Annotated in this window: 11 protein-coding genes; 8 read left to right on the forward strand and 3 right to left on the reverse strand. The window is 51.7% G+C overall.

Going from position 1 to position 13,111, the window contains the following annotated elements:
* The first annotated feature begins 92 nt into the window (after positions 1-92).
* Positions 93-1,916 (forward strand): tetratricopeptide repeat protein, encoded by a 1,824-nt coding sequence (locus M0R70_09825; protein MCK9419664.1) that lies wholly within the window; start codon positions 93-95, stop codon positions 1,914-1,916.
* Positions 1,917-2,328: 412 nt separating this feature from the next.
* On the opposite strand, the gene M0R70_09830 is transcribed toward M0R70_09825, so the two are convergent.
* Together M0R70_09830 and M0R70_09835 are read right to left on the reverse strand one after the other, a co-directional pair.
* Positions 2,329-3,279 carry a cytochrome C gene (locus tag M0R70_09830; GenBank protein MCK9419665.1) on the reverse strand — a complete coding sequence of 317 codons (951 nt, stop codon included), beginning with the start codon at positions 3,277-3,279 and terminating at the stop codon, positions 2,329-2,331.
* 479 nt (positions 3,280-3,758) lie between these two features.
* Positions 3,759-4,649, reverse strand: coding sequence for a hypothetical protein (locus tag M0R70_09835; protein MCK9419666.1), 891 nt, complete (start codon positions 4,647-4,649; stop codon positions 3,759-3,761).
* A gap of 719 nt (positions 4,650-5,368) precedes the next feature.
* Between M0R70_09835 and M0R70_09840 the strand changes: the two genes are divergently transcribed.
* The gene (locus M0R70_09840) at positions 5,369-6,508 is read left to right on the forward strand and encodes a hypothetical protein (protein ID MCK9419667.1); all 1,140 of its coding nucleotides are present in this window, start codon (positions 5,369-5,371) and stop codon (positions 6,506-6,508) included.
* Between the two features lie 69 nt (positions 6,509-6,577).
* Positions 6,578-7,366, forward strand: a complete 789-nt coding sequence (locus M0R70_09845; GenBank protein ID MCK9419668.1) for a hypothetical protein — start codon at positions 6,578-6,580, stop codon at positions 7,364-7,366.
* Between the two features lie 236 nt (positions 7,367-7,602).
* Here M0R70_09845 and M0R70_09850 read toward each other — a convergent pair whose 3' ends face one another.
* Positions 7,603-8,850 (reverse strand): cytochrome C, encoded by a 1,248-nt coding sequence (locus tag M0R70_09850; GenBank protein ID MCK9419669.1) that lies wholly within the window; start codon positions 8,848-8,850, stop codon positions 7,603-7,605.
* Between the two features lie 148 nt (positions 8,851-8,998).
* On the opposite strand from M0R70_09850, the gene M0R70_09855 reads away from it, so the two are divergent.
* From M0R70_09855 to M0R70_09875, 5 genes are all read left to right on the forward strand, one after another.
* Positions 8,999-9,571, forward strand: coding sequence for a methyl-accepting chemotaxis protein (locus M0R70_09855; protein MCK9419670.1), 573 nt, complete (start codon positions 8,999-9,001; stop codon positions 9,569-9,571).
* A gap of 10 nt (positions 9,572-9,581) precedes the next feature.
* Positions 9,582-10,163 carry a methyl-accepting chemotaxis protein gene (locus M0R70_09860; protein MCK9419671.1) on the forward strand — a complete coding sequence of 194 codons (582 nt, stop codon included), beginning with the start codon at positions 9,582-9,584 and terminating at the stop codon, positions 10,161-10,163.
* A 57-nt stretch (positions 10,164-10,220) separates the two neighbouring features.
* A complete protein-coding gene (locus M0R70_09865; GenBank protein ID MCK9419672.1) occupies positions 10,221-11,147 on the forward strand; it encodes a histone deacetylase in 927 nt (308 codons plus the stop codon).
* Between the two features lie 486 nt (positions 11,148-11,633).
* Entirely contained in the window at positions 11,634-12,224 is a 591-nt protein-coding gene (locus tag M0R70_09870; protein MCK9419673.1) for a restriction endonuclease, read from the forward strand.
* Complete coding sequence (locus M0R70_09875) at positions 12,225-12,956, forward strand: MT-A70 family methyltransferase (GenBank protein MCK9419674.1); 732 nt, start codon at positions 12,225-12,227, stop codon at positions 12,954-12,956.
* Positions 12,957-13,111: the final 155 nt, after the last annotated feature.

Genomic DNA, 13,111 nt, shown 5'->3' on the forward strand with positions numbered 1-13,111 from the left:
TGTGAAAATAATTATACATTATCAATGTCCGGCGACAGCAAGCCGGAGTTGTATTTCAACGTTGACCGTTCAGCTCATAAAGGTGCGAATCCATGATACGTCTGTTTCGCAAAACCCACATTATACCTGCGCTGATCTTCCTCGTCGGGTTCCTGGCGTACGCGAACACGTTCACGGTCCCCTTTCAGTTCGATGACGACGCCTATATCGTCAACAACCCGATCATCAGGACATTCCACTATTTTTTTGCCCCATCGGAAGTAACCGGCCTTACGGAGCGCACCCCGACGGCCGTCCCCCCCGCATTACGCTATGCCTTCATGACCCGCATGCTGGGGTATTTCACGTTTGCCGTCAACTATCACCTGCACGGCCTGGACGTGATCGGCTATCACGCGGTGAATCTGGCGATCCACCTTCTGAACGGTATGTTCGTCTTCCTGATTCTCAGGACCACCCTGAAAAGAGTCCGCTTCACGGATGCAGCCGCCGAGAGGATTAAGCACGAAGATTTCTTCGCGGGCAGCATCGCGCTGCTCTTCGTGAGCCACCCGATCCAGACCCAGGCCGTAACCTATATTTCACAGCGCTTTGCGTCGCTGGCGGCCTTCTTCTACCTTCTGTCGTTCCTTCTGTACCTCCGCTCCTGCCTGTCTTCGGCCGGACGATGGCGAACGGCGGCCTATGGCGGCGCCCTCGTTTCCGCCGTCGCCGCAATGCTGACCAAGGAGTTCACTATTACCCTGCCGCTCATGCTGGCGCTGTACGATATAACCTTCCTTCCGGGAAGCATGCGAGACCGGATCAGGAGACTTGCGCCCTTTGCAGCCACCCTCGCGATCATCCCGGCGCTGGTGTTCATCCAGCAGGGCACGCTGCATGACCTGGACAGTACCATGCGGACCATTACCGCGGCTGATTCGAGCAACATCCCCCGGGGGCACTATCTCCTGACCCAGTTCCGCGTCGTGGCGCTCTACCTCAGGCTGCTCTTCATTCCTCTGGGGCAGAACATCGACCACGACGTCCCGGTTTATACCTCGCTCTTTGCACCCGCAGTTCTATTTTCGTTCCTGCTGCTGCTTCTCCTCATTGCCGCCGCGCTGTGGCTCTACGTTGTCTCGAAAAGGAAGCCCGGGCATCCGGAGCTCATGCTGGCGGCCTTCGGGATACTCTGGTTCTTCATCACCCTGTCGGTTGAATCAAGCATCATCCCCCTGGGCGAGCTGGCGGCCGAATACCGGCTTTATCTTCCATCGATCGGCATCAGCATGGCTGTTGTCTCGCTCGGTCATTACGCAGCAAAAATGTTTTCGCTGCGACCTTCCTTCCTGTACGGCGCGTGCGCGCTGGTCGTCATTGCGTTGTCAACTGCATCCTCGCTGAGAAACACGGTTTGGGCCAGCGAAACCGCGCTCTGGGAAGACGCGGCCCGAAAAAGTCCCGCGAGGGTGCGGCCTCATCAGAACCTCGGAACGTATTACGGAACGCAGGGACGCCTGGAGGATGCAAAACGAGAGCTGCTGGCCGCCCTGGCGCTGGCGCCGGCGGATTTTGAACTGCACAACAACCTTGGAGTGATATATAAGCGAATGGGATTATTCGACGAAGCCGAGAGAGAATACACGATTGTGCTCAAGCTTTCTCCCGGCGACGTCATGGCCCGCTACAACCTGGGGAATGTTTACCTGGCTCAAGGGAAAGTACCGGAGGCCATCCGGGAATACGAGTTGACGGTGAAACTCATTCCAGACTACGACGAGGCCCATAACAACCTCGGCATTGCCTATCAGAAGAGCGGGCAGTTCGACGCGGCGATCCGCGAATTCAACCGGGCGCTGCAGCTCAACCCTCAAAATGAACATGTCCGCAGGAACCTCGAAGCTGCCGTCAGAAAATTGTCCCTGCCGCACTGACACCAGGAGGCCTTACGTACGAACCCGTTTTCATCGCAAATACATTATAATCTCGGAGTAGTGCTGGCGGCTCAAGAAAAACTCCACGATGCGGAAAAATATTTTCAGGAGGCATTGCGGATTAATCCGAATTATAGCGATGCCCTGAGCGCTTTGGAGGCCAACAGGCGCCGCCTTATGGAGCGATACATGTGACGATATCGGCAGCGCTGCCATCTTTGTTGTCGGGAGTTTCCGGGTTGAAGCGCTCCCTGTGGGGGCGGAACAGGAGCTACGGTCGTGTCTGTTGAATCTATGGTCCCTGTATCGAATACGGCAACGGCTGCTCGTCACGGGAAAGGAAAGGCCCGGCATTATGCCGGGCCGTCTTGAGACAAACCATATTACACTGTGTGTAACAGTGTTGCATTGTTTAATGACAGGCAAAACATAGAGTCTTGAACTTTGCATATACGGTGGCGGTTCCGTTAGCATGCTGTGCTGCTGCGGCTGAATTAATCTGGTAACCATGGCCACCCGAACTGAGAGCGATCGGCACATAATTAGGATACGGTTTTGTCGGGTCGTTATGGCAAAGCTCGCAATCATTGGGACCAGGACCAGCTCCGAGATTCTGACTGTTGGCGTGGTTGCCACTATGCCAGGGGTAGTAATTATTATTATAGGAAGATGGATTACCGTGGCAAGCCGTGCAGCCCACACCTGTTGCATACCAAGATGGCGTATTCCCAACGATATTTCCACCATAAGGCGCCGTCTTCAGTTCAGGTATCGGATATCCATCCGCGTCCATTTCATTGCCGGGCATGTAATAGCTGAACGTGCCGGCCTTAACACCATGGCAAGCAATGTTCGAGCAAGTCTTGGATGCCGCATCAAAGGACGGTGGTGTGCCGGTGCCGGTGGCCGGTCCGGCCGGATTGAAGCATAAGATGCCGCCGACCATGTGACAAATCGAGCAAGCGAAACCGGCATGTTTGGGATGCGCGCCTGTTCCGTCGCTTGTCACGCAAGGCGCGCTCCTGACTTCGTCCTGGGTCATTGACCTGTTGTTGACGTTAGGCAGAGACGATGTTGTGTTCGCGCTCTGACTCGCATAATAATCGTCGACGGTATTGTCGTGAGGTACCCATTGATTGCCATCATAGATGTATGTCCGGTTATCGGCCTTGCTGAAAAAACGCTGGCCAAATACGGCGTTGAGCGGGGTCCCTTCTATTTGCGGAGCTGTTGTATTATTCCCCGGCTGCCAATGCCCTTTGTCAGAGCTGGAACCACATCCCGGACCGAGCAGAATTGCCGCTGCAATCAATGACACAAGAGCAGCAACAACTACAAAAATACTTACATTTAATTTTTTCATGAGCTTCTCCTTAATTATGAAGATAGAATCCAACTGCTCCTACCTTATGGTTATCGTGAGATCGCCTTCGCGCTGTCCCTGGAGCCACGCGTGTAACTCCAGAAACGATATCCCTCTTTAAGCCTGCTCTGCGGTCAGCAGAGCGAATGATCACCGACGGTTTTATTGGGGATCGAAAACGAACTGCAGAGCGGACAAGCGCATCTTTGTCCAGACGCCCGATGAAAGTGACTTTGTCTGCTATCGCGAAAAGAGGAGGCCATACAAGCCATCCAGACAATCGCGAGCTGATCAGGCATGAGGACGCACGACGCCTACCCGATTGCGGCATGAGAATCAGATACAAAACATCATGGTTTTATAATGAATGAACCGGCGTAAAAACATTAGCAATTTATTTATATCAGCAATTGGCCATTTTGTAAAGATAAAAAACGGTTATATTTGAACAGCTCAAAGCACATAAAACGATGAACACATCAGTCTCTGATATGACACTTATTGCAGAGACCTCTCTGGGAACCGGCAAACCGGGTGACCGGCCTGTCATAGTATGCCTTCTGTGTCTCAGCCTCGGTGCGCCCCTGTGCATTCCTTGCAGGCGAACCATTATTGTTCCCGGGGTAAACACTATTTTGCACGATAAACTCCGATGCCATATTCCATCGTGCCAGATGGTCCCAGGCGGAAGCGTGCGCCCGGTGACAGGTGAGACACATCACATTGGAACCAAAACCAGGCCCCATGGTGTAAGTGCCGTTGTTTTTTGCATGCTGCTCGAGGACCATCCGGTCGTCAGTCCCTTCCTCAAACGGAACCAGCGCGGTATAGGAAGCATCGCCCTTCCCATTGATGTCACCTGATTTCACATAGGCGTTGTAATTGGAAATGATCTCGTTCGTACACTGGGCGCCATTGCAGACAGGGTGTCCGTAAGCTCCGGTACAACCGTTCATGTGGCAATTTGAACACCATTCAGACATCCCCCTGCCATAGGCGACCCTTGTGTCTGTTACCGCCTCAGACCTGTTGTAGTCACGTGGTGCAACAGCAACCGGCGCAGCAACAGTGAAAGGCATCCCCGGCGCTGACCTCGTTGTATAGCCGATCCCGCCCAGAAGACGATAGGCGCTGGTGGCAATGTTGCCGTGCGGATCATGGCAGCTGATACAGGAAAGCGCGCTGCTGGGATATGTTCCGCCCGGTGTTGTGCTATGCCTGCTGTCCGCTTGATACCCATAGTCTAGCGCAACAATATTATGGCCATGCCGTTCGCCCGGGCTGTCCTGTGTGGACCCCGATTCTTTCCAGGAATAGCTCTTTTTTAAATAGCCGAAGTCTCCGCCGGGAGTCATCTGTGAGGGCGGCATACCCGCTCCTAAATCGTGCCCATTGGACGCACTGTAATGGCCAATGGGTCTCCGGGTGCCCATCGGCGCTTGATGGCATCGAAGACAGACGGAACCTGCATCGGACCCGCGCAACGCGCCCTTCTCGTCCTCATGACATTCCCTGCACTCTCCGGCGCCTCCTGCATGAAAGGCTTCTCCTGTGCGGGGGATACAAAGTGCAAGGAAGAATGCCATGAGAAAAACAACATATGACCTGAAACCAGGCTCCATGCTGCTCCTTAAAAAACCGCGACAGAACAATGTGATACACATTCACTGTTCAATCGTTCTTGTCCTGTTGACCCTGTTGCACCCAGGTAAGTATGGTAAAGCATCATCATTCGTCCAATGATATCAAGTTACCCGATCCAAAGCAAGCCGCATTTTTTATTAATGATCCTTGCACTATTGGAAGACTTTTGTTAAAGTATTTGTAACTACACAGGTTGTCAGGTTCAAGATTCAGTATTCAGGATGAACAAGCAACACAGGAACGGCTCGACCATTCAACATGCTCATGGTGGCGAGCAACGTCGAACCACTGAACTCGGCGAAGTCTTTGTCTTTGAACCTATTATCCATCACGTTGAGATGCGTTCAGCAAGGTCAATTATTCAAATCGTTTGATATTTGCGGCTTTCCAACCTTAGAACTGTTACCCTGGAACTTTGAACCTGATCTGAACAAGGAGGAGCGCTATGGGACTTACCACCCGGAGAAAGTACCGTTTATTTCTCTTTGTTAACTCGTTGGTGCTCGTATTGCCTGGCGCCGCGATCAACGGAAGGGACGCGTTCCGGTCGTTTCCCGCGCACCTCGGCAAAGGCTATCACAACGTACGGGCCCTCGTGCAGGACGTCGGGATAGCGCTGTTCAGGAGGATTACGATGCTCGATGTCGTTTTTCCGCTCTTTATCGTTCTGGCAATCCTCTTCTCTGCCGACGCGGCGGATGCCTGGAACAGGGCTACAGGAGCACAGTACGGCAGGGTCGTCATCAGGAACTACTCCAGGAATGCCGGACTTGCCCCTGTGGTATTCGACCACTGGTTCCACCGGTCCAGATTCACCTGCAGGCTTTGTCATGTCGATATCGGTTTTGCCATGGAGGCGGGTGGTACGGAAATTACAGCAGCAATGAACAAGCAGGGGCTCTACTGCGGCGCCTGCCATGACGGCAAAAGGACCTTTGACGGTAAAAAGATCTTCGCGGCGTGTTCTGAGGGCGTTTCAAAGGAAGAGTCTTTGCGATGCGACCGGTGTCATTCGCGAGGCAAGAAAGTTGCGAGGGAATATGATTTTACCGCCTTTAGAGAAAAAATGCCGAAGACCGTCCTTGGAAACGGGATCAACTGGGAGGAGGCCGAAGCAAAAGGACTCATTAAGCCCGTTGATTTCCTCGAAGGAGTGTCGGTGCAGCGACCATCCTTGAAGACGCAAAAGGACTTTTCGATAGAAGTGAAATCCTCATGGATGGACAAGGTGCTCTTTTCGCATAAGAAGCACGCTGTCTGGAACGGATGCGAGGTCTGCCACCCGGAGATCTTTCCCAGCGTGAAGAAGGGCGCAACGAAGTATTCCATGTTTGAGATAGTCAGCGGTCAATACTGCGGCGTATGTCATGACAAGGTCGCATTTCCCTTACAGGATTGTCAACGCTGCCACACACAACAGGTCGAGATGGGGGGCGGCGCTCCCCGATTGAGAAGGGATGAACGGAAAACCACCGCTTCCCCCGGGACTTTTTTTAAGATGGTATCTGAAAGAGAGATGGATTGTGACAGCGCGTATAAACAGTTTGTTTTTTTGGTAACCCTTCCTGATGTTCCAACTCGCTAGGTCCAGACGATAATCCCCGCGGCAAAGCGATGGGGCCATCGGTCACGATTTTGTTACCGGAGATATCCGATGCATAAAACAATAATATCGACAATTTTGTACGTAACGCTCGTCGTCGCAGTTGTTGCGGCTGACGACAAGCAATGCAAGTCTTCGGGTGATGTTGAACAGTACTGGAAGTCTCATCAGCAGGATAAGGCATTCGAGTGCCTTAATAACCTGATACTGGCGGACCCGGCGGACCCTAAGCTGCATTTGCTTAAGGGCAGCTATTGCCTGAGTCAGGGCAACCTGTCCTGCGCAAAAGAACAATTCAATATCAAGTCAGTAAGGAGCAAATTTGCTGTTGAAATAGCTGATCTGTACAAAAAGGAGGCCGACTATTTATACCACGAAGCCGCTTCCCTTAATCCGGCCATTCGCGTCGAGATCGTCAAAAGAGCATTCCAGGACAATAAACAGGCCCTTGGCCTGTTCCACCTGGATGAGGCCAGGAAATGGGCAAAAAGGCCGGGTTTTGAAGTAGCGGCCGATGAACATAAGCAATTCGCCCGGAAATATCTCGGTGACGACGAGGTGGAAAGGGAATTGCCGGAAGTTATCATCCTGGCACCTCGGAAAAGGGCTTATGAGTTTAAGTTGGCAAAAGGCGAACAGACGAGCTCGTGGATAGCATGGGATGATAAGATAACCAGCCATATCCATTTTTACGAAGTCGATAATGATAAATTCGAAATACACTATAAAAACGGAGATTTAGTAAGAGTATGGGCGGGAGAGAAGGTCCCCAAAAAACCGTACGATCAGTTCAAGATAGTTGCTATTGACGATACGATGGTATTGATCGTGGTTGATTAAAGACCGTAAATGACAGAGGAAGCTGATGCTGTTCCCCTCGTCAACAGCACCGTTCACCGTTCCCGGAAAGATAACGTCGAAAATCCATGATGAAAAACAGCAGGTGGACACGTTGAAGGAACGGCTAGATGAGAGATCTGGTTCTCGGGGGATTCGGCGCGTGAGAAGTTGCAGAAGTAGGGGTTGAAGCAGGCAGGCCCGTCAACAATATCCGCTCATGGTTCCGGGAGGGCACCTCAGTCTCGCAGGTGACACTTGTTGCAAAGACCCCGCTGGAAGCCGGAAAACAGGCTGGCCGGTCTGTCATAGTAGGCCTGCCGTGTCTCGGCCTCGGTGCGCCCCTGAGCATTTCTCTGAGGCGAATCATTATTGATTCCGGGGTAAACACCCTTAAAGACAATGAACTCCGATGCCATATTCCAGCGTGCCATATGGTCCCAGGCAGAGGCATGCGCTCTATGACAGGTGAGACACATCACATTGGACCCATGAACGGGACCCATGATAGAAGTGCCGTCGTTTTTTGCATGCTGTTCGAGGATCGATATGTCGTCTGTCCCTTCTTCGAAGGGAACGAGCGAAGTATAGGAAGCATCTCTTTTCCCGTTGATGTCGCCTGACTTCACATAGGCGTTGTAATTGGAAATGATCTCATTCGAGCACCGCGCACCACTGCAAACAGGATGTCCATACGCTCCTGTACAACCCTTCGTGTGGCAGTTCGAGCACCATTCAGACATCCCCCTGCCATATGCCACTCTCGTGTCTGAAACGGACTCGGACCGGTTGTAGTCGTGGGGTGCAACAACAACTGGCGCATCAATAGTGAAGACCACCTCGGGCACCGAACGTGTTTTATAACCGGCCCCGCCCAGCATGCGATATACGTTGTTCGCAATTTTACCGTGCGGATCATGACAGCTGATACAGGAAAGTTTGCTGTTGGGATACACTTCACCCGGCGTGCTCAACGATCTGCTGTCTGCGACATACCCATAGTCGTCCGCGGTAATGTTATGGCCGTGCCGTTCGCCAGGGCTGCTCTCTGTCGCTCCTAACGCTTTCCAGGAGTAGGCCTTCTTTAAATAGGCGAAATCTCCACCGGGAGTCAGTTGTGAGGGCGGAAAACCCGCCATCAGATCAGTTTCATCGGTCGCGATATAATGGCCACTGGGTCCCCGGGTGCCCCGCGGCGCTTGATGACAACGAAGGCAGGTGGAGCTTGCGTCGGACCCTCGTAACGCGCCCTTATTATCTTCATGACATTCCCTGCACTCCGCAGCGCCTCCGGAATGAAAGGCTTCCGCCGCGCGGCCCTGACAAAGAGCAAGGAAGAATACCATGAGGAAAGCACCATATGGCCTGAAGCCATGCTCCATACTGCTCCTTAACCGTTGCAAGAGAACGATGTCATGCTCATTCTCCGTTCGTTCATCCTGGTTCCATTGACCATGATGAACACAGGTGAGTGCCGTAATCATCATGATCAGTACTCTCATGATAACAAGTTACCCGATCCAAAGCAAGCCGCATTTTTTTCTTTTCTCTTGAATGACTCTTGCACAATTGGAAGACTTTTGTTAAAGTACTCCTTGATAAGAACCGGAGCGATTCTAAAAAAGGAGGAGTGCCATGGGACTTACCACCCGGAGAAATTATCGCTTGTTTCTGTATGTCAACTCGTTGGCGATCATTCTGCTCGGCGCTGTGATCACCGGATGGGGCGTGTTCTTGTCGTTCCCTGCGGATCTCGGTCAAGGCTATCACAACGTACAGGCCCTGGTGCGGGAGATCGGGAACGTACTGTTCTGGAGGGTCACGATACTCTATGCCGTCACCTCTTTCCTCATCGTTCTGGCGATGGTGGCGCTTCATCTGGTATACTCCCACCGCATTGCAGGTCCGGCTTACCGTATCAGTCTGGAAGCAGCCCGGATCTCCCAGGGCGATCTGACCGGCAATATCAAGTTTCGCCGGAAGGACAACCTTACGGACATGGCGGACCTGCTGAATGATCTGGCGTCGCAATACCGGGGCCGCATCAATGCTGTCAGGGACTCCCTTGCGATTCTTGACGAACAGTCAAAAAAAGTTTCCGATCTCATCCAACAGGGCAAGGACGGGCTTGCGCTCAAACAAATTGCAGGCGACCTTTCAAAGAGCGTAAAAAAGATCGAGAGCAGCCTCGCGGAGATGAGAATATAAGGAGCCAGTCATGCTGTTTGATAACAGAAGAATATACTTTATTAATAAAGATTTTCAGTCGCGTTTCATTCTGAGGTTTGTTGCCGTTGCAACCATATGGGCCGCGGCCACGATCATGCTGTTTGCCTACCTGGCGGGGAAAAGGCTGGAGGCAATACGCTATTCATCGCACATCGACATTAAAACGATGAGCGAACTGCTGCTGCCGGTTACCATCGGCGTTCACGCAATCTCGTTTCTGGTGTTCGCCGGCATCCTGGCCTTTACCATCAATTTGCTCTGGAAAAGGCTTTCCCCGCCGCTGTATTCCATAAAAAAAGACATCGTGAGGATTGCCGGCGGTGATCTTGCGAGCGAGGTCAGTCTCAGCAAGGACGAAGAGTTTCAACGCCTGGCCACGGACCTGGATAATATGCGGAGAGGAATGCGGGAAAAGATCGTCCGGCTCAAGGAACAGCAGGCAATGCTGTCTTCCGCGGCCGACGAGCTCGTCAGATCAACCCTTGGCGGGAATCCGTCCTTGTCTTCCGCGGCGACGCTCCAGGCCGCCGTTGAACGCATGAAGCGGGATGTCCAGATTTTCCACTATTGATCCTGTGTCGCTGCCATTCCTGCGGCAGTGCTCTGAAGGTGAGGGTAAAATTCTTTTATGAGAAGAGTCGGGTTCGCCACCGATGAAGTCTTCCTGCGCCACGAGCCGCCGGTCTGGCATCCCGACTCGAAAGACCGGCTCATGTCCATTAACACCATTCTCAAAAACTCCAGCCTCTGGCCGGACCTGGTGCCCCTGAAGCCGCGCAGGGCAGGATATGATGACATTGCCCGCGTGCATACGCGCGAGTATATCGAGAAGATCAAAAACTTCGGAGCAGGAGAGCTGGACCCGGACACGTATCTGTCAGCGGGAAGTCTCGAGGCGGCGCTCCACGCGGCGGGCGCGGTCATGGAGGCGGTGGACCAGTGTCTGAAGGGAACCATCGAGCGCGCGTTCTGCGCGGTACGGCCTCCCGGACACCACGCCGAGGCGGACCAGGGCATGGGGTTCTGCATCTTCAACAACATCGCGGTCGGCGCCCGGTACGCCCTGACCCAGGGGTATGAGCGCGTGTTCATCATCGATTTCGACGCGCACCACGGCAATGGAACGCAGCACATCTTCGAAGAAGATGATGCGGTCTTCTACTTCAGCACGCACCAGCACCCGTACTATCCCGATACGGGCAAGGACATGGAGCGGGGCAGGGGCAGGGGCGAGGGCTTCACGTACAACATGCCGATCGCGGCGGGTTCGGGCAATAAAGATTATATCTACGTATATCAAAATATTCTTCCCAGCCTTATCCACCGGTTCAATCCTGACATGATCCTCGTGTCCGCCGGCTACGACATCCATGTGAACGACCCCCACGCCAACATCCGCGTCACGCACGAAGGCATCCGGGCGATCGTCCGCAGCATCCTGCATTCCTATTCCTGCGCGTCCTGTCCGGTGGTGTTCGTGCTCGAAGGCGGATATGATCTTCCCTCGCTCTGCGATTCGGTGCAGATCACGATCGAGGAAATGCTGAAGGATTAGGAATGAAGAACAGCCAATTGTAAATGCTTTCACATCGTGATAGCATATCTATCACATTATGAATCAAAGTTATAAACCAAGTTGTGTATTCCGGAGCGGAAGTGAAACAACTCGGGCAAAATATCTATGCCGTGCCTTCGTATCATATGTGAGTTTGGTTGAGAGGTGTATAGTGTCCTTCCTGAAATGTGATATTTGAGGAAGATATTAAGAGCTACAGATTTCATCTTGTAATTAATGACGACAAGCTAATAGATATAATAAAACACTGGGGGGTAGAGTAAGCAGGTAAGTGGCGCACTAAAAATATCAACGTCTCCTGCGCTCTTGATGTCATGACCCTACGATCACCCGTCCCCATCTCTTTTCTGGACATTTTCATTTACTTGTAGTAAAGTCTTCAAGAAAATTCGATAGTTGTCGATCGTAGATTTATTTTTAATGCAGAATGCAATATGGTTTCGAAGTCTGGCAATAAGGCGGCTCATGAGCGCAGGTCATTTCCCAAAAGAGATATACAACAAGTTTGAAGTCCATGAATGGAAACATGCCTCGGCGATATTGAAGCATGACTTTCCGAACGAGTGGGAAGATATTCTCGCCATGCTGCGAGCCTTCAAACTCAAGAAGTCTTGGATTACGGAGGGCGGCGGCAATAAGACCGAACTAGCAAAATGGATTGATGATTTTCTGGGGGCAAGAGGATGGAAGGAAAAGCAGTTTTCTACAGCAGTCATTGTAGATGAAGCAAAGCTTGAGTCACCGACACATAAGGTTGATTGCTACAAGAACCGGGTCGCTCTTGAGCTAGAGTGGAACAATAAGGACCCCTTCTACGACCGGGATTTAAACAATTTTCGATTACTCTTCGATCTTCGAGCGATTAGCGTTGGTTTGATCATGACACGCTGTGATGAGTTACAGGAAATTTTTAATAAACTCGGACGGGGCAAGTCATACGGAAATTCGACGACACATATGTCGAAGTTGCTGCCACGCATTGAGGGCGGCAGTGGGGCAGGCTGTCCAGTTATTGTTATTGGTATAACAAAGAAGCTTTACGCGGAGGAAGAATAAGTGGATATTATCCAGGATTTTATTCGATGCACCGGAAATAAGAAGTTTCGGACAATCCTCGCCGATCCGCCTTGGCAGTTTAATAATCGTACGGGCAAGATGGCCCCCGAGCATAAACGGCTCAGTCGTTATAAAACCCTCTCCCTTCGCGAGATTTGTGAAATCCCCGTCCAGGTCGCCGCAGATCAGCCAGCACATCTGTATCTTTGGGTGCCCAATGCTCTGTTAAACGAAGGCTTGGAGGTAATGAAAGCGTGGGGGTTTACTTACAAGACGAACATTATCTGGCATAAAGTAAGAAAGGATGGGGGGCCTGATGGTCGTGGTGTAGGTTTTTATTTTAGAAACACCACTGAGATAGTTCTCTTTGGTATTCGCGGTCCCCTTCGGACACTCAAGCCGGGCCGGACGCAGGTGAATATCATCAGGTCACAAAAGCAAGAACATAGCCGAAAACCGGACGAGCTTTATAAAATAATTGAAGCATGCAGCCCCGGTCCTTTTCTTGAACTGTTTGCTCGCGGCAAAAGAAACGGCTGGCATGTTTGGGGCAATCAAGCCGACAATTATGATATAACGTGGGAAACTTATAAGAACAATAGTAATAGTAATGGCAAAGTAATCCCATTTCGGAAGAAAGACGCGAAAATTGTGCCAAGCCAGCATGTGTTGGCATTACGGGAAAAACAAGCGGCCTATGCTAGTCGCGTACCACGTAAGAAAGTGGAGTGATACAGCGCAGATAGGTTATTGAGTAAGTGAGGCAACAAATGTAACAAATAGAAACAAATAGACATAATGGTTGACAGTTGAAAATCAAGTGACCTGCCCCTTGCAACGTGGGTTATACTTGGGAACCCAGTTCCCAAATACAGAGCCACACCAAG

The sequence above is a fragment of the Nitrospirota bacterium genome (assembly GCA_023229435.1).
GTDB lineage: Bacteria > Nitrospirota > UBA9217 > UBA9217 > UBA9217 > JALNZF01.